Source organism: Limisphaera sp. 4302-co, from assembly GCF_049537155.1.
Taxonomy (GTDB): domain Bacteria; phylum Verrucomicrobiota; class Verrucomicrobiia; order Limisphaerales; family Limisphaeraceae; genus Limisphaera.
In genome coordinates this window covers 108237-126294 of sequence record NZ_JBMVQZ010000004.1, presented here as the reverse complement: position 1 = coordinate 126294, position 18058 = coordinate 108237, and the positions used below count along the sequence as shown (strand labels likewise).

The following is an 18058-nucleotide window of genomic DNA, read 5'->3' as shown; positions in this document are numbered from 1 at the left end:
AACGCCATGAAGAGAACCATCCAAACACTCGCGTTGGTCACAGCCCTCACCCTGCCCTGGATCCTCCTCCAAGCAGCGGACGGAGGAGGATCCGGCGGCTCCACAGAACAATGCAAGGTGAACGAAGACGAAGACGGCTGCGCAAACCAAGGAGCGCAATGCACCACATCCTCTGACGAGCGCGGCACCTGCCAGACCGTTGCGTACTCGCGCAAGCCATGCAAATGCGTCGCCCAGTAGGCGCTTGGACGCCCACAATGCGCCAGCACGCACCGTTGCTCAATCAAAGGAGATCCGCGCTCCATCGCTAACAGTGACACGGGTGGCGGGACCCAGCCTCCCGCCACCCTGGTCATACTCATTCCGCCCGTGGCAACCTGATGCGCTTCTTGCGGAACCTACGGACTAATGAGGCGGACTGCCACGGGCAGACGTTCTCTTCTGAACAATGCCATCCCAGCGAGCCAACAGATACAGAGCGTTCCACTCAAAATGTCCGGCTCCGCGCCACTCGCGGGTGCATATCCACGCACCGGCCACTGCACGTTGCGTGAAACGTTGCCCTTTCATGCCATGAGAGCAGTGTTTTGCATACTTGTCAGTGTCTTCCTTTGCGCTGCCTGTTCTTCCCAGGCGAGCAGTTGGGAGGTACGCGGAGAAATGGAAGGTCACACTTACAACCCGGAGAAAGGCACCGAGTACCGCAACGAATTCTGTCGGATCGTGTTTACCGTGAGGCTCTCTGGCGAGCGATGGCAACTGTTGGCAACCAATGTGAATAATCCGGAGGAGTGGCTCATTCTCGCCTGGGATGGCACGAACAGCTATGCCCTCCGACCTGGGCCCATATCGGAGGGCGAAGCGCCCGCCACCAACACCGTCCTCTGGGGCACGGTTTATGCCTCACCGCTCTGGCTGCTGGACACCGAAGATCCCTATTACATTTCATCCGTCTGGGTCGCCTATTGTTTCCGCCCTGCGTACATCTCGCCGGACTCGCGAGGACGTCTGGTGGCCCCGAGATTCGGTAGATCGCGAGATAATGTCAGACGGTTCGGATACCAATGGCAGATTGTTCCGAGCGCCGACGGAAAAACCGTGGAAATGCTCCGCCTGGTTCGCGACCGCACATTGGATCTGCCCGAGATGCAGGAGTTTTTGCGACCCGAACAGGACTTGTCCGCAAACCTCTCAGACTTCAATTTCTGGCGAGAAATGCTGGCTTTCAATCGAGCGACTCCTGACGGATTCGTAAGCGATGAATACGTCTGCCTGGAGCACTTGCTGACCAATGGTTGGCACATTACTAAACATGCAGAGCTTGTGCGGTATATGGACACGGCGCCTGGCAAGCCGTGGCAGCGCAGGGTGATCCGCGCCACCGACGTGGAGGCATTTGACCAAGCGTTCCAACCGGTCCCTGTGGTCCCAGCCCCGACTCGCGTGGTGGACTACCGTTACCGCCGGCTCGAGAACCATCGCCTCTTCCTCCGTGCCACGTACATGTTGCAGCCCGGGGAGCCGTGGAGGGGGCCGAACGATCCGGAGCTGCTGGCCCAGGCGGAGGAGTACATCCGCAACGGCCCGCGGTACGACGCCTTCCTGCGCCCGCAAATGCGTCACTACCTCACCTGGCTGGCCTATGCCGGCCTGGTGCTGGTGCCTCTGGTGATCTACGCCCTGCGGCAGCGGTCGTCCCGCAGCGGCGCGCCCAAGCCGTGAGTCCTGTCCCCATGCATGGTCCGCTCTCACGCCACATCCATACTCCAAATGATCCTCGGTCCGGGCATCGCAGAATGGGGCGGGCGCAACGTTTTGCGCTCATCATGTGCCGGGACCTCCTCCAGGGTCCACGCACACGATTCGGGCCGGGCTCGCACGTCATGTTGTATCTTCCCGCACGGCCGGTGACATCCCGCCGGGTGCGGACAGGCCTCCGGGCATTGTCCATGCGATGGGGGCCATGAGAGGGATGAACAGTCGTGATCCGCACCCGGCAGGGATTCGGCCTCCGCGCCGGTTTGCCGGCCGATGGTGGGCCGCTGAGGTGAATGCGGCGGCTCTGCTCCTCTGGCCGGGCTGGCTGGTGGTGGCCGTGCCGCTGGTGCTGTATGGGTTCCCGTCCAGGGGTCACGACAGCATCCATCATGCGCGGTGGACCGTTGCGTTTGGGGAACAGCTTGCGGCCGGCGAATGGTACCCGCGGTGGCTGCTCGAGACGAACCACGGTTGCGGCAGTCCGTCGTTTTTCTTCTATCCGCCCTTCGGATTCTGGGTCAGTGGTTTGTTTCTCCGGCTCTTCGGTGGTGAGTCAGGAGTGTGGCGGGCACTGGGGGCCGCCAGCGCACTTGCCCTGTTGGCGTCCGCGTTTTCAGCCCGCGCGTTGTTGCGTCGGCTGGTGCCCGAGCCCCGGGCAACCTTGCTTGCCGTTCTGTACATGTGGGGACCTTTCCATCTGGCCATAACGTTGTTCGAACGGGCGGCGTACGCGGAGTTCTGGTCCTATGTGTGGTTGCCGTTGATTCTACGGGGTATCCTCGATCTTCGGGATGGGCAGCGGGCGGGTTGGCTTTTTGCCATCGCCGGTTTGACCGGCCTGTTCCTGACGCATCTGCCGACCTCGGTGACGTTTCCTCTGCTGGTGCTGCTGGTGGTCCCGTGGTTCGGGCTCCGCACCCTGGCGCGCACGGTGGCTGCGTTGGCCGTGGCCGTCATTCTGAGCGCGTTTTACTGGCTGCCGTGCGCGGCGTTGCGTCCGCATGTACAGACGGAGGCCATGGACGTGGGTTGGCACCAGACGTTCTTTTTCCCCGCACTGGACCCATTGAAACCTCTGGCAGTCGCCGACGCGTTCAACATCCGAGTGTTCATCGTGTTTCTGGCCTGGGTGATGGTTCTGGGCTGCTGCTACGCGCTTCATCTGCTCCGGCCGGCCGAGGGTCCGCGCGGGCGGGACGGCCTGGTGTGGTTGTTGGGTGGGCTTTTTCTGACAGGTTTTCTGGTTCCGGTGACCGAATGGTTCTACGAACTTTTCAAGCCATTGCGCATGATTCAGTTCGCCTGGCGGTTCCTGACGCCGGCCACGGTCTGGACGGTCCTGCTCCTGGCTCAGTTCTGGCCGATGCACGGGGCGCCAAGGCCGGTTCGGTGGTTGCACCGGATGGCACTGGGCGTGTCGGCACTCGCCGTGGCGGTTCTATCCTGGGACACGTTTCCCAGGGTGATGGAAAAATACCGGCTGGGCCCTTCCCGAACTCGATCCGAACTCCGTACGCTGCACGATGCCGTGGAGTACCGACCACGGGGAACGAATCCTCTGGCGGCCGCTGACTCTTACGGTACGAACCGGGTTGCGTCAGCGAACCCGGAGATTCGGGCCACCGTCCTGGAGTGGAAGGCGCGCAAGGTTCGTCTGGCCGTCGAAGCGGGACAGGAAGGCCTGCTGTGGGTGCGGCAGTTGTGGTTTCCGGGCTGGCAGGCGTCCCTGGACGACGGCAAGGAGATGCCGTTAGGCTCCGAGGGACCGGGGGGAACGATTTCCGTTCGCGTACCGCCGGGGAGTTATTCACTCAGCCTGCTGCTCCGGCCGACGGCGTTTGAAGTGGCCGGTTGCTGGATTTCGTTGTTGGGGCTGATGAGCACCTGCGGGGTGCTGGTTTATTCTTCGGTGTCCTGGCGGCGCACCAGAGGCGAACCGAATTCGGGTCTTTCCGAAGGTCACCCGGCGGCGGACGTGCCACAGTTCGTTCCGCCCGGGCAGCCGCCCGGAGGTAAGGACCCGGCGGGGCGTTCTCCCGTGGCGTCTGATTGTCGGAGCGGAGACACCGGCGGCGACCGCTGTCTGGCCGTGTTGATCCCCTGCTACAACGAATCCGCCACCGTGGATGCCATCCTCGAAAAGGTGCTGTTGCAGCCGAACGTGGCCGAGGTGATCGTGGTGGATGACGGCTCCACCGATGGCACGTGGCAAAAACTTCAGTCCTGGCCCGCTCGGGATCCAAGGGTCAGGGTGTATCGCCAGGAGCGGAATCGCGGGAAAGGTGCGGCCATCCGGCGGGCCCTGCAGGAGGCGAGCGCGGAGATCGTCGTCATCCAGGATGCAGACCTGGAATATGATCCCGCGGACTGGGGCCCGATGGTGGATCTCATCCGGTCAGGCCGGGCCGACGTGGTGTACGGCAGCCGCTTTGCTCCGGGCTCCTGTGCGCGGACACCCTGGTGGCATCGTGGGCTCAACCGATTGCTGACCTGGGCCGCGAACCGGATCACCGGCCTTGTGCTCACGGATGAAGCGACGTGCTACAAGATGTTTCGCCGGGAGATTCTTTTCGGTCTGGACCTGCAGGAGGAAGGCTTCGGCTTTTGTCCGGAGGTGACCGCCAAGCTTGCGCGCAGGGGAGTCCGGATTATGGAAATGCCCATCCGTTACACGGCGCGAAGCCGCGCCGATGGAAAGAAACTGCGCCTGAAGGATGGGTGGGAAGCGCTGCGTTGTTTGTGGCGGTACTCGCGCCGGTGAAAAGCGGATAAGGTGGCCCGGAGAGCCGGCATGCCGGCGGATGCGCCTGTTCTCCGCTCTGCCCGCACCAGAGGAAGGGATGATGCGACGCCGGCTTGAAATGCTGTGCCGGTCCGTGCATCCGGTTCTCCCATGCTCGCGAGTGTCCTTGGCTGCAGGGGGCAAGCGGCCGACGGTGCTCCCCCGGAGAAATGGGGACGGCAGCCTTCGTTCCGGCGCATGACGTCGGCGGGCGAGGGCCGGGTCGGTTCGACGACGCCATCGCCGGAGGCGTTGGGCACTTTTTTCGGATTCTGCCGCCCGGTGTCGGACCGGAATCGGCCGGTGGCATGCGTCGGGCTTCCTGTAGAGTGCCCCGGATGGGGAGACCTGCACTGCGGCGGGACGCCGGGGACGGGCGGCACATCGCGCGTGTTTGTCCTGTCCGGGTTGCCTTTCCCGCCACTGCGTGGCGCCCCCCTCGCCGGGCCGGGTTGTGCCGGCGGGTTTGTGGAGCCCTGCCGATTCCACCTCCGGCGGGTGCGGTTGCCGGCGCGACGGCGTGGAGTGTGGCTGGCTGATTCGTTTGAGGTGTCCCGCGCCGCAGCGGCACTGCGGCCGTGCAGTATGATCGCGAAGAGGTGGGCGAGATGACAACGAACCAGGGAATGGATTCGGTTGCAGTGTCGGGCGGCGTCCTGCCGCGGCTCTGGACTGTGTACCTGGCGCTGGTCTACGCGGTGGTGGTCACCCACGGGACCGGCCTGATGGGCGGATGGGGGGTGTGGTATTCGGAGAATCCGGCGCATCATGCGCAGGTGGCGGCTCTGTTGCGGGGTCGTCTGGCACTGAGCAGGGATCCGTCCGCACTTCGATTTGACGAGTGCTGGTCGGAGGGGGGCGTTCACCAGGTTTGGGGGTTGGGAATACCGCTCTGGCGTCTGCCGTTCGAGGCTGCGGCGAGGGTTTGGGGCGCACCCATTTTTCCGGATCTGCTGTGTCTGCTGGTGGCCCTGGCCGGTGTGGCGTATGCACTACTGAGAGCGCTCGATCCCCTGCTCTCCGGCGTCATGCGGACCGATCACGGGACGCGAGTTCCCGGCCGGGACGACCGCGGTATCGGGTCCCGGCTGCTCTGGCTGTTCGGTGCGGCGGGTGTGGTGCTGTGTTTTCCGCCCTTTCTACGGCTGCTGCACACCCGGTTTCACGTGTATGAACAGGCGGTGGCCTACGAATACCTTGTCGGCGTTCTGCTCGTGGCGTGCCTGGTGCGCCTGGTTCGGCGCGCGTGTGGAAGCTGCTTTGCGTGGCTCGGACTGGTGGCCGGATACGGCATGTTTGTCCGGCCCACGCTGGTGTTTCACGGGGTTGCCGCCCTGTTGAGTGGTGCGCTCTGGCTGTGGTTTTCCGGGCGGACGGTCGCGTCGGAGCAAGGAGCCGGGGATCCGCCGGGGCGAACCGCGGACCCGGGCACCTGGTTTCGCGCGGTGGCGCCGGGCGTGGTCTGCTTCATCGTCGCAGGAGGTCTGTTATACCTGACGAATCACCTCAGGTTCGGCAACGGATTCGAATTCGGCCACCGGCTGAACGTGCAGAACCTGTACGGTTCGATGTACGCGACCCGGTTCGATCATCCTTATGAGGATGAGCCGATCACCTCGGCGGCGCAGGAACTTTTCGGACTGTTGTTTCTGCCGAAGCGCTACAGCTGGAATCAGTACGAAACCAACCAATTCGTCGGCCAATCCCCCACCGTGCGGTGGCGGGAGGTCGGCATGCCCACATACGACCTGACCTACCTGGCGGTACTGCTGCCGGTTTGGGCGATCGGGCTGTTTGCATGGGCGCGCCTGTGGCGGCCGGCCACGGGTGCCCCGGACACGGCCGGCGAAACTCGCAGCCTCCTCCGGGGCGTGTGTGCCGTGCTGGGCACCTACTCCCTGCTGGGCTCGACAGCGCTGGCGGTGTTCTACCTGCGCAACTGTGTGATTGCCACGCGCTACATGCTCGATTTCATGCCGTCCTTTGCTGCGGCTTTTCTGGTGGCGTGGGGGCTCTGGATGGAAGGGTGCCGGCGGCTCAAGAGGCTGCCCGCGTGGTTGCCGCCGGTTGTCTCGGTCCTGGGATGGGCCGTTTGGTCGGGCTGGCAGGTGAGCTTCGAGAACGGGATTTACGGGACTCCGAACCCGCTCACGCGCGAGGCGGCTTTGAAGGCGCTCGAGGATCACCTGGCGACCCGGCCCGTGACGCTGCCGCAGGTCGGTTGTTACGAAGGGGCTGAAGCGGCCCGTCGTTCAGGGATCCCGTTCAACGGAGCCGGATGGTCGGCCGGTCAGGAGGGCGCTCTGATGCCGTGCACGATCCTGTTCGTGGATCAACCGTGTTTTCTCCGGTTGGAACTGCGCGAGAATCCGAATTCCCCTGTCCCGGCCGATCCGCACGGCATTCGAGCGAAGGTGGGTTTGGAATACCTGCGGCTGGAGAATGTCGAGCGACAAGGAGATCTGTGGATCGTAACGTTCGCGGGTCCGCGCCAACGGCGTTATCAGACCGGCCTGCAGCCGGTGTTTCTGGCCACCGTGTCGAAAGAGCATCTGGCCGCCACAGAGGGGCTGCCGTGGCGACTGATCCGTGTCTGCTGGCGTTGAGGGAGCGTCCCCGGCAAAGGCCGGCCAGTGTGCCTCCGGCGACGCTGCCCTGCCAGGAGTCCGTGGCTTTTGCAGACGCTTATCTGGAAGGTGCGCCTTCCATTCGCTCCGACCGGGTTGAGTCCGGCCGTGGCTGAATCATCCGGGGTTGTTCACTGACGATCCGGCCGATCCTGTTCTGATCTCGCGAGTCTCCCGATGGGGTGTAAGAACGGTGGCAGGCATCATCTTTGTCTTCGGGGGCATGCGCTCAAGCCGTGCCCAATCGGCCTGCTGGTCGCCCAGCGTTGCCAAGGGAGGCAGGCACCCTATAGTGGCGGGCGTATGAGCCGATGGCAGCGGTGGCGACTGTGGACCGGCGTGGGGATCCTGATGGCGGGGCTGGTGCAGGCGAGTGCCCGGGTCCTGAAGGTTTTGCCCCAATACCTGGACCGGGAGGGGCGGGCCGCCCTCTCTCCCAGCCTGTTCGATCGGGATGCGTACCAGGCGCATTTGCGTCGGCACCCGGAACTGCGGCACAGCATGCGGATACAGGTGCTCTGGCGCCGGCCGGCCGGGCTTTCGGGCGATCTGAGGTTGCGTGTCGAGCTGCGCGGGTTGACGAAGGAGGGCATGCCGGTAGAACGGACATTGGAACAGACGGTTGCTACGGCGGGAAGGCGTCGGCGTTGGACCACCGTGCGGCTGAGTCCAGACACGCTTCGGGAGCTGGGCGACGTGGTGGCCTGGCGGGTGACGCTGTGGTCCGGCGAGGAGCTGGTGGGCGAACAAAAGTCGTTCCTCTGGGAACGCTGAGGGTCCGGGACGTGAACGCACGGGACCTGGGTTCCGGTTGGGTTCTGCCCGGAGAAAGGCACGAAGCGGAAGCGTGAACCGTGACCGGGGCCGACCTTGGTCGGCCTGCATGTGGCGGGAGTGCGGAAAAGGGCGTTGTCATGAAATCGTTCGTGGCATTTGTACAGGCGCTGTTCCTGGTGGGGCTGTTCGTTGTGGGACTGTGGGTGGGCGCCCATTACAGGGGCTGGTTGGGCATCCCGGAAGGGCCGCGAATTCATTCCAGCGCCGCGGTGGTCCGACAGGTCCAGTCCCTGGCCCAATTGGTCACGGTGCGCTACGTCCTGGAGAAGGTGGTGGCGGCTGAAGACGTCAAGTGGTACGGGCAGAATCGGTTGCTCCTGCTGGCTCACGGTGTGGTGAAGGCCGGGGTGGACCTCACGCGCGTGCAACCGGGCGACGTGGAAATCGCCGGGGACCGTCTGGTGCTGCGGTTGCCGGCGCCGCGGGTCACCGATGCCTACCTGGACGAGTCTCAAACGCGGGTGATTGACCGCGAGACGGGTTTGCTGAGGAGGTTCGACAAGGAGATGGAACAGATGGCGCGTCAGGCCGCACTGCGGGAGATCCGTCTGGCAGCCCACGAAGCGGGCATTTTGAGAGAGGCGGAGGAACAGGCGCGAGAGCAGTTGACCCGGTTTTTTCAGGCGGCCGGTTTTCGGGAAGTCCTGGTCGAGTTCCACCGCCCGGGCGGCACCGCTCATCCGTCCGAGTGATTGTTTGCGGGGCCGTGTTTCCTCTCCTCACGGCCCCGCGACCTTTCAGCGGCGCACGGTCTTGTGGCGGCGGGGACCGCGGTTTGCACCGACTTGTCGGATGGGCACCGGGATTTCCCGGGCGGGATCGCTGGCGGAACGAAACTCCACCTGGATCCGCCGTCTCTGGATGCCCACGGGCAGATGGGACGGCCAGGCCAACAGGCTCAGGGTTTCTTCCCCGGCCGTGGTGCGCGGGGCCGGCCGGTCCATCACCGCCGTGTAGCTGCGGATCTCCTGCAGGAACGTGGCCAGATGGAGCTTCGTTGCCATATTACCGCGACTGAGCGGGCAGAAACCGTGCCAAGGCAGGATCCCGTACTCCGAAACGCGCGAAGCTCGGGATGTCGCCTCATCCAACCTGGCAAAGATCAGGCCCTCACGCCTTCGCGCAGGCTGGCGCGGTGTGCGACCGCGCCTGGTGGGCTGCGGTAGCTTTTGCCTCATACGTGGACAAACGCGTCCAGGAAAACGGCAGCCACGTGCCGGTCAGATGGACGGGGCACGAGATCAAAAGTCGGTCCCTGCCCCTCCCGAGCCCTTGCGGGCAGGGAGGTCGTCTACAGGGCGGCCGATTCCAGCGGGGCGCTGCGGAGGTGTGAAAAGTGGGACGGGATCCGTCCCGAGCGGAGTCGGGTCCCGGGAATCTGTTGGGGGTCCCGGGAATCCGTTGTCAGGCTGCAAGGGCAGGTCGGTCCGGCCTGCGGTAGATGGGGCGTTCGACAATCTCGGCCGGGTGACGCCCACCACGGATCTCGATCTCGATGCGCCGGCCGGGTTGGGCCGCCGGCGTGGGGACGTATCCCAGGCCGATGCCGACGCCAAGTGAGGGGCTTTGAGTGCCGGAGGTGACGCGACCGGCCGCGGTACCGTCCACCCAGATCGGGTAGCCGGTGCGCGGCGGCGGCGTGCGGCCCAGCATCCGGAAGGCCACACTTTGACGGGACCATCCCTGGGCGCGTTGCGTTTGCAAGGCCTCCCGTCCGATGAAGTCGCCCTTGTTCATGGCGACGAATCGGCCCAAGCCGGCCTCCCAGGGGGTGGTGGTTTCGTCGAGGTCCTGTCCGTAAAGCGGGTAGCCCATCTCGAGGCGCAGCGTGTCGCGCGCGCCCAGTCCGCAGGGGCAGAGACCGAGGGCCCGGCCCTGTTCGAGGACGGCCCGCCAGAGGGAGACGATCGGGGCGTCCATGCCGAGGACCTCGAAACCGTCCTCGCCGGTGTAACCGGTTCGAGAGACCAGGACGCCCTCGTGTCCGAAGGGGAAACCGGCGATCTGATTCTTGCGCAGGGCGCTCGGGCGTTCGACGCGCGCGCCTGAGACGGCGGCCGCCTGGATGCATCTGTCCATGACCTCGGCTGATCGGGGTCCTTGTATGGCGACCGCGGCGTAGTTGTGGGAGGCGTCGGTCACCATGAGGGATTCGGGCGGGGCGAAGGCGGCGGCCTTGTCGCGCAGCCATTGGACGTCCGATTCCGTGCGGGCTGCGTTGACCACGAGGAGGAACACCTCCTCGGAAAGGCGGAAGACGTACAGGTCGTCAAGGATCCCGCCCCGCGGATTGCAGAGGAGGGTGTACTGGCCGTGTCCGGGGGCGAGCCGGGTCACGTCGTTGGTGAGGACAAAGTTCAGGAACCGCGCGGCCGCCTCGCCGCTGGCCACGACCTCGCCCATGTGCGAGATGTCGAAGATGCCGACCGCTTGTCGGACGGCGATGTGTTCTTCGGGGATGCTGCTGAACTGGAGGGGCAGTTCCCAGCCGGCGAACGGCACCAGACGGGCGCCGAGTCGGCGGTGTTCCTCGAACAAGGGTGTCCTACGAAGCATGAGACGCGTGCGATTGGGTGGTGGGAGCGGGTGGTGGCGTGGGTTCCCAACCCTGGCGAAGCCGCTCCAGTCGTTCTTGAACCTCCTGGGCCAGCAGTTCGTATGCGGCGGAGGCGCTACTGTACGGGTCGTACTCGATGATTGGTTTGCCGAAACTGGGTGCTTCGGCCACCCGGGTGGTGCGCGGGATCATTGTCTCGAAAACAAGGTCTCCGAAGTATTGTCGCACCTCCTCGACCACCTGGTTGGCCAGGCGGGTGCGGCCGTCGTACATGGTCATGAGGATGCCGAGCAGTCGCAGGCGGGGGTTGAGCGCGTTGGTTCGGACCTGGTCGAGCACCCGCTGGAGGATGGAGATGCCTTCCAGCGCGTAGTACTCGCATTGGAGCGGCACCAGCACGGCGTCGGCGGCGACGAAGGCGTTCATGGTGAGGAGGCCCAGGGAGGGCGGACAATCCACGAGGATGACGCCGTAACGATCCGAACGGCGGAGGGGCTCGAGCGCCGTACGCAACCGCCCCAGGTGCTGATCAGTCCGGGCCAGTTCGACCTCCGCACCGCAGAGGTCGAGTTCACTGGGGATAACCTCCAGCCCCGTGAAAGCCGTGGACTGGATGCGGTCCTCGAGCGGTGCGCCGGTCAGCAGGGCGTCGTAGACACTGCGGCCGGGAGCCTTTTCCAGGCCCAAGCCACTCGTGGCGTTGCCCTGCGGGTCCAGGTCCACCAGCAGCACGCGGGATCCCAACCGGCCCAGACAAGCCGAGAGGTTGATCGCAGTGGTGGTCTTGCCCACGCCGCCCTTCTGATTGGCCACCGCTATGACCGTGGTTGACACGGTCCCGGTGTATCGGATGCACGGCGCCCTTTCAAGCGGGAGCTGCCGCGGCGCACGCGGGCGGGCGCCGGCGTGGATGACGGCAGGCGCGTGGTGGGGACGCGGAGCCGGTTCACACGCGGCGATCCGGGGACCCACGCGGCTGTCCGGGGTGGGCTGCGGCAACGGAGGGCGCCACGGGTGCGGAGCGGCTCATGGACCGCCGCCGGGGCGTCGAACCGGAAAAGTCACTCCAGCTCGGGGATGCGGGTCCATTCCTCCCCGGTGCCGTTGGCGGTGTCCGGAGGGCGCGACGTGGCCGCGGAGACGGTGTTGGTCGTTGTCTGATCCGGTTCCGGCGCGGCCGGCTGGGACAACATTTCGGCGCGGGGCTTGAGGAGGTTGTCAAACGTCCAGGTGGACACCTTGTAGATCCAGCCTTCCAGTTTCTTTTCCTGGGCGAGTTTTTCGGCCAGTTTGTCCCGCTTTTCTTTGAACTCCTTGTCCAGTCGTTCCTTGTCTTCGGGTTTTTCGTTCTCCCCGGGGGTGCGTTGTTCAGGCAGGTTCGCGGAGACGGCCACGCGCAAGTGGTAAGCCTGATTGGTTTTTGTGCCCACGGTGAGGTCGTAGAAGAAATCGTCGAAGGTCTCGACATGGACCTTCACGGGCCGGTCCAGTCCGACCTGCTCGGGCGGGGTATCCGGCGGCAGGACATCCAGGAACGAGGGCCAGCTGAGCCCGCTGGTGGCGCTGGTGGCCTTGGAAGTGTCCAAGGTCTCGTCGGGCCGGGCATCAACGAATTGCCAGGGATCGGTTTCTTTTTCGCGACGGATGGCCCAGGAGTTGGTGACTTCCGGGAACTCCACTCGTATCAGCTTCGGCCGTTCCACCTTGAAGAAGTCCTTGTTGATCCACTGTTCGGGTCGGGCTTCGAGATTGGAGAGGGAATCGGCGATCATGACGGCCCGGTTGGTGGCTGCGAGGGTCATCACCCAACGGCCCACGGGAAAAGCATCGTCGGATCCTCCGCTGAGGCCGGTGGCGGGTGCGCGGTTCTGCGTCTTTCCGAGCAACAGGCCGCCCAGCCGTTTGCCGGACGCATCCAGAAACTCCACCAATGTGGCGGTGTTGGTTTCGGGCCCGGGCGGCAACAGGGACAGCCGGCCCAGCTGGGAGGGGCCGATCTCCTCCACCTGCACGGCTTTCAACTCGGATGCCTTTACGATCCAGTCGCTGATCTGGCGGAAGTTGGCGGGGTAATCCCCGCGTTCGCGGACGCGCCAGAGTCCGTCTTTCCGGACCAGGTTGAGCTCGTTGGTCGCCTGCCGGATGCGTACGTGTGCGACGTCGTTGACGGGCAGGTCCGGCAGCAGTCTGGCTTGTGTGGTGACACTGCTGCGCTGCCAGCTGCGTCCCTCCTGGCGGTACGACCACCAGGCCGCACCTCCCAGAACCACCACCAGGGCCAACAACCAAAGGAACTGTTTCCGGTTCATTGTGCCGAGGTTCGTTTGCGACGATACACCGCAATGGCCAGGCCGGAGAGCGACACCACCAGCGGCATGGCCAGGATGTTGGTCCACTGCACCCGGGTCTGCAGGGCGTCAATCTCCCGGCGGAATTCCTTGCGCACCCGCTTGAGCTCCTCGCGGGTGCGCGCCTCCTGTTGTCGGAACCGGGCGATCTCCTCCTGCTGTTCCGGGGAAAGGATGAATCGTTGGCCGGGTTCCTTCTGTTGCTGGAGTTCGTTCAGCCGCCTTTGTGTCTCGGCCAGGCTGTCCTCCAGTTTTTTGATTTCGGCCTGGTAGCGCTCCTGCGCGGCGGCCTGCATCTTCTGGATCCGGGTGAAGGGCCGGCTGGGAATGGCCCGGCTGCGGACCGCGATCAGGTCCATCTCCCCGGCCATTTGTTCAACCACATTTTGCAGGAAGGTCAGGTTGGCGTTGGCCGGCATGCGCAGGATGCCGAACGGGCTGTTGAGTTCGCGAATGGCAAACCGGTCGTACAGAAGGTCGGAATCACCCACCAGCACGACGGCGGTTTCCTTCTGGCTTTCCCTGAGGGATGCAACCTGGTTGGTGTCCCCGCCGGGAGGGCCGTCGGGGAAGGCGGTCTTGAATTTGCCTGTGAGACGGATTGCCAGTGCATGTTCCTTGCCCGAGGAGCGGAATTCCTTGAGGATGTTCTCCCCGTTCAGATGGGCCATGAAGGCCTCGACCAACTGGGATTCGGGCGAGCTCTTCAACAGGACGGTCTGTTTCAGTCCTTCGACAGGCGTCCCGCTAAAGGCCCCGCACAAGGGCAGCCACACGGGACCCAGCTCGCTGGTGACCGGGTCCTCGGGATTCATCCCTTGACGACTCAGATTCAGGAAGGCCGGGGCTTCCACCAACTGGTTCCGTTGCCCCACCAGCTGCATCTTGAAGTTCAGGTCCGCCACCACCTTGGTGGTGTCGAATTTCAGGCCCCACGCCGTCAGCAGTTTCTCGAGGTTGGAGGGTGCGCCCGGCACGGAAAATGGCAGGTTGCCCTGTTGCCGGCTGTCGGCCAGCGAGACCGGGTCGAGGAACGCCACCAGTTTCCCCCCGCGCATCAGGAACTGATCGATGGCGTACTGGGTTTTTTCGGAGATGTCGCGCGGATGGATCAGGATCAGGAGCTGGAGGTCGTCGTCGATCTTTTCCACGTTCATTTCGACGCGGCGCACGTCGAAATCGGTCTGCAGCTCCGTGACCGCGGCCCACGGTTCCTGGTTGCGCGGACCCATGGGCAACACGGGGGACGGTCCGCCGAAGACCGGCAAGGGGCTCATGATCCCCACGACGGGTTTCTCAGGTTTGATGACCCGGGTGATGGCCCGGACGATGTCGTACTCGAGCAACCGCTCGCGCGTGGGCGCCAGAAACGGAATTGCCGCGCGCGAGTCCAACAAACTTACGGTCAGTCCGAGATAGAACCGGTCACCCGTGGGCAGGACCTGTGCCTCGACGCCATCCAGGCGCGCCGAATCCTCGGCATCCGAATCCGGCTGGGGATCGAGCTTTTCGATGCGCAGTTTCCCGCCGGCCGCCTCGCGGAATTCCTCGAGCAAATCCTCCACCCGACGGGCGTAGTTTCGGAGGAAAACGGTCTCCGGCGTGGCCGTGTCGAGCCGGGAACAGTAAAAGCGGATGGTCACCGGCGTATCCAGTCGGGACAAAACCGCCCTGGTGCCGGGCGAAAGTGTGTACGCCTTGTCGGCGGTGAGGTCCACCCGTTGCTTGAAGCGTGCCAGGACCACGTTCAGCCCCAGCAGGATGACGAACATCGCCGCCACGCCGGCGGTCGAGAACAACCATGTCTCCCACGATCGTTTGTTCATGGCACCGATTCGATCCGGTTCAACCCGCACGCAGACTGCGGAGGATCACACTCGTCGTGAACAGGGCAAAAACGGTGACCGACAGGAAATAGAGAATGTCCCGCGTGTCCAACACGCCCTTCTGGAAGGCGTCAAAGTGGGTGATGAAACTGAACGAGGCCACGAGCTCCACCAAGGGCGCCGACCATTGCGCCAGCAGATTGGTGACCGGCGGGAACCCGGCCAGGATCAGGAACAGGCAGATCACCACCGAGAGAATGAAACTGATCACCTGGTTGCGAGTCAGGGCCGAGGTCATGCAGGTGATCGCCAGATAGGAACCGGCCATGAGAAAACTCCCGCAGTATGCGGCCAGGATCACACCATTGTCCGGGTCCCCGAGATAATTCACCGTGATCCAGAGCGGGAAGGTCAGTGCCAGTGCCAGTCCAAGGAACAACCAGGAGGCCAGAAACTTGCCCACGATGGCCTGCCATGCGGTGATGGGCATGGTCAGCAGAAGTTCCAGGGTTCCGACCCGGCGTTCCTCGGCCCAGAGGCGCATCCCCACCGCAGGCACCAGAAACAGGTAGAACCATGGATGCCACAGAAAGAACGCCGCCAGTGAAGCCTCGCCACGTTCGAAGAACCCGCCCACCATGAAGGTGAAGAAGCCGCTCAACAGCAGAAAAATCACGATGTACACATAGGCCACCGGCGAGGCGAAATAACCCGACAGCTCGCGCTTGGCAATGGCCCAGATGTTGTTCACCGAGTCTCTCATAGCTCAGCGTCCATCCTTGAGATTCCCGTGTGCAACCGGTCCGCCCCGGACGGCTCAGGCGGCCGCGCGGACCGTGTCCGGCATGGTGATGCTGCGGAAGACCTCGTCCAACCGGCCCTCTTCGACGCGCAGCTCCTCGAGAGCCCAGCCCCGCGCCGCCTCCGCAACCGCGCGGGTGAAGGCCCCGTCAATGCCGGGCTCTTTTGGAAAGACACGGACGCGGATCGCCTGGGCGGTTTCCTCCAGGACATTCACCCTCCTGGCGCCGGGCACCTGCGAGAGCCTGTCCACGACCTCCGCCCGTGTCGCGCGCGAGATCTGCAGGGTGACCGCACCGGCCAGTTCCGATCGCGCACGCAACTGGGCCGGGGTGCCGTTGGCGACGATCCGCCCGCGATCGATGATGATCGCCCGCGTGCATGCGGCGTCCACCTCCTCGAGAATGTGTGTGGAGAAGATGATCGCCTTCTTCTGGCCCATCCGGCGGATCAACGAACGCACCTCATGTTTCTGGTTCGGATCCAGGCCGTCGGTGGGCTCGTCCAGGATGAGCACCGGCGGGTCATGGAGAATGGCTTGTGCAAAGCAGGTGCGGTGGCGGTAGCCCTTGGAAAGCGTTTCCACGCTCTGATGAAGGACGCCCTCCAGAAAGCACATCTCCACCACGCGGTGCACGGCCTGCTTGCGCGCCTGCCCGTGCAGGCCGCGCAGTTCGGCGACGAAGTTCAGAAAACCGTACACGGTCATGTCCGTGTAGGCCGGCGCGTTCTCGGGCAGATAGCCGAGCAGCCGCTTGGCCGGGATCGGTTTCTCCCACATGTCGTGTCCTCCGATCCAGACCCGGCCGGCCGTCGGGGGAATGAAGCCGGTGATCATCCGCATGGTGGTGGATTTGCCGGCGCCGTTCGGTCCCAAAAAGCCGAGCACCTCCCCCGGCTCCACGGTGAACGACACGCCGTCCACCGCACGCTTGGCACCAAAGTTCTTCGTCAGTTGCTCCACACGGATCATGGTCAAGCTCCTTCAGGAAACCGATCGGACGGATCCCTGCGTATAATGCACCCTTCGGCCGCTGTCCATCCCGTTTTGGCCGGCAGAGGCGGCCTGCGCCGGCTCGAACCACGAAGCCGACGGACATCATCCAGCAGGAGACAGCCCCGGCCGGGTCCGTGTTCAATCTTTCCCGGGATCAGCCGGTTCCGGCCGGGGCCTCCGCCGGCACGGCCGTGTGCCACCGCCGTCCCAGCACGGCCGCCGTCCCCATCAGCAGAGCCGCGCACACCAGGTACGGCAACGGCGGGAGGTAATGAAGGGTGGTGTTGGCGAACACCGGGCCCAGGATCCGGGCCAGACTCCCCATGCTCTGGGCCACGCCGAAGGTGGCGCCGCGCTCGCTCTCGCGGGTGAGATTCGACAGCAGGCCGAACAAGGGCGGCCGGGTCAGACTCGACCCCAGCGAGAGCAGTCCCAGAGCGGCCAACAACGCCCACCAACCGCCTCCGTGCGGCCCCCACAAGGTGGGCCATGAGAGCAGGCCCTCCCCCCGGATGAAGGGCAGCACGGCCAGGCTGCAGCCCGTGCAGATCAGACTCCCCACGATCAGGCGCACCTCCCCCAGCCAGGCCACCAACCGCCCCACGGCCGTACCCTGCAGGAGCGCTCCCAGGATGCCGCAGTAGGCAAACAGGTAGACCACCGTGGCGGCGGCACGACCGTCATGGGTGAGGTCCAGCGCGAAATTGTCGCTCACCACCAGGGGCAGCGTGCTCTCGAAACAGCTGAAGGCGAAGGTGGCCAGGAAGAATACCATCACCAGCAGCCCCACGCGCGGCGTGCGCAGGGTGTGAAGGTACTGTGCCCAGTGGGGTCGGACCTCCACCGGCGCGGTCCCCGGCCGGCGGCTCTCGGCCAGGATGAACAGGGCCAGCAGGAAATTCAGGCTGCAGAGCGTGGCCGCCAGCCAGCCGGGTCCGCTCAAGCCCCACCATTTGAGGCTCACCCCCCCCAGCACGGGGCCGAAGATGAACCCCAGCCCGAATGCCATGCCGATCAAGCCCATCCGGCGCGAGCGTTGTTCGGGCGGTGTGATGTCGGCGATGTAGGCCTGGGCAACGGTGATGTTTCCGCCGCAGGCACCGGCAAAGGCCCGCGATGCGGCCAGCAACCAGAGGGCCGTGACGGGATCGGGCACCCGACTGCTCCACGCAAACAGGACGTAAGAAAGCGCGGCCCCGGCGGTGCTGATCAACAGAACGGGCCGCCGCCCCACGCGGTCCGACCATCGGCCCCAGAGAGGTGCGCAAAGGAACTGCAGGGCCGAAAAGGACGCAATGATCAACCCCAGCACGAACCCGTGCGCGCCCCACTCCCGTCCGTACAGCGGGACCAGGGGCACCACGATGCCGAAGCCCACCAGATCCAGAAAAACCGTCAGCCAGATGATGCCCAAAGCCGGCCGTCTCATGCACCACACCTCCGACTCCGACGCAGACGAGGCAAACCCGGGACGCCCAACATGGCGCGGAATCTAGCGCCGCGCGGTGGATCGTCAAGCTGCGCC

General features: G+C 64.7%; 13 protein-coding genes. 5 read left to right on the top strand and 8 right to left on the bottom strand.

Going from position 1 to position 18058, the window contains the following annotated elements; translation table 11 throughout:
• The first annotated feature begins 660 nt into the window (after nt 1-660).
• From ACPDIX_RS05935 to ACPDIX_RS05915, 5 genes are all read left to right on the top strand, one after another.
• Nucleotides 661-1722 carry a hypothetical protein gene (locus tag ACPDIX_RS05935; protein ID WP_423430858.1) on the top strand — a complete coding sequence of 354 codons (1062 nt, stop codon included), beginning with the start codon at nt 661-663 and terminating at the stop codon, nt 1720-1722.
• A gap of 241 nt (nt 1723-1963) precedes the next feature.
• Complete coding sequence (locus ACPDIX_RS05930; protein WP_423430857.1) at nt 1964-4519, top strand: glycosyltransferase; 2556 nt, start codon at nt 1964-1966, stop codon at nt 4517-4519.
• Between the two features lie 629 nt (nt 4520-5148).
• Entirely contained in the window at nt 5149-7146 is a 1998-nt protein-coding gene (locus ACPDIX_RS05925) for a hypothetical protein (protein WP_423430856.1), read from the top strand.
• A gap of 324 nt (nt 7147-7470) precedes the next feature.
• A complete protein-coding gene (locus ACPDIX_RS05920) occupies nt 7471-7941 on the top strand; it encodes a hypothetical protein (protein ID WP_423430855.1) in 471 nt (156 codons plus the stop codon).
• A gap of 140 nt (nt 7942-8081) precedes the next feature.
• Nucleotides 8082-8696 (top strand): DUF4230 domain-containing protein, encoded by a 615-nt coding sequence (locus ACPDIX_RS05915; RefSeq protein ID WP_423430854.1) that lies wholly within the window; start codon nt 8082-8084, stop codon nt 8694-8696.
• A gap of 45 nt (nt 8697-8741) precedes the next feature.
• Here ACPDIX_RS05915 and ACPDIX_RS05910 read toward each other — a convergent pair whose 3' ends face one another.
• From ACPDIX_RS05910 to ACPDIX_RS05875, 8 genes are all read right to left on the bottom strand, one after another.
• A complete protein-coding gene (locus ACPDIX_RS05910) occupies nt 8742-9008 on the bottom strand; it encodes a hypothetical protein (RefSeq protein ID WP_423430853.1) in 267 nt (88 codons plus the stop codon).
• A gap of 400 nt (nt 9009-9408) precedes the next feature.
• On the bottom strand, nt 9409-10560 hold the full coding sequence (gcvT, locus tag ACPDIX_RS05905) for a glycine cleavage system aminomethyltransferase GcvT (RefSeq protein ID WP_423430852.1): 1152 nt from the start codon (nt 10558-10560) through the stop codon (nt 9409-9411).
• Nucleotides 10550-11395, bottom strand: a complete 846-nt coding sequence (locus ACPDIX_RS05900; protein WP_423430851.1) for a ParA family protein — start codon at nt 11393-11395, stop codon at nt 10550-10552. Before ACPDIX_RS05900 ends, gcvT begins: the two co-directional genes overlap by 11 nt.
• Before the next feature lie 227 nt (nt 11396-11622).
• Nucleotides 11623-12870: a DUF4340 domain-containing protein gene (locus ACPDIX_RS05895; protein WP_423430850.1), complete on the bottom strand. Its 1248-nt coding sequence runs from the start codon at nt 12868-12870 to the stop codon at nt 11623-11625.
• Nucleotides 12867-14735, bottom strand: a complete 1869-nt coding sequence (locus ACPDIX_RS05890; protein WP_423430849.1) for a Gldg family protein — start codon at nt 14733-14735, stop codon at nt 12867-12869. Before ACPDIX_RS05890 ends, ACPDIX_RS05895 begins: the two co-directional genes overlap by 4 nt.
• A 19-nt stretch (nt 14736-14754) precedes the next feature.
• Entirely contained in the window at nt 14755-15498 is a 744-nt protein-coding gene (locus ACPDIX_RS05885) for an ABC transporter permease (RefSeq protein WP_423430848.1), read from the bottom strand.
• Nucleotides 15499-15552: 54 nt separating this feature from the next.
• A complete protein-coding gene (locus tag ACPDIX_RS05880) occupies nt 15553-16509 on the bottom strand; it encodes an ABC transporter ATP-binding protein (protein ID WP_423430847.1) in 957 nt (318 codons plus the stop codon).
• A 178-nt stretch (nt 16510-16687) separates the two neighbouring features.
• Nucleotides 16688-17962, bottom strand: coding sequence for an MFS transporter (locus ACPDIX_RS05875; RefSeq protein WP_423430846.1), 1275 nt, complete (start codon nt 17960-17962; stop codon nt 16688-16690).
• Nucleotides 17963-18058 lie beyond the last annotated feature (96 nt).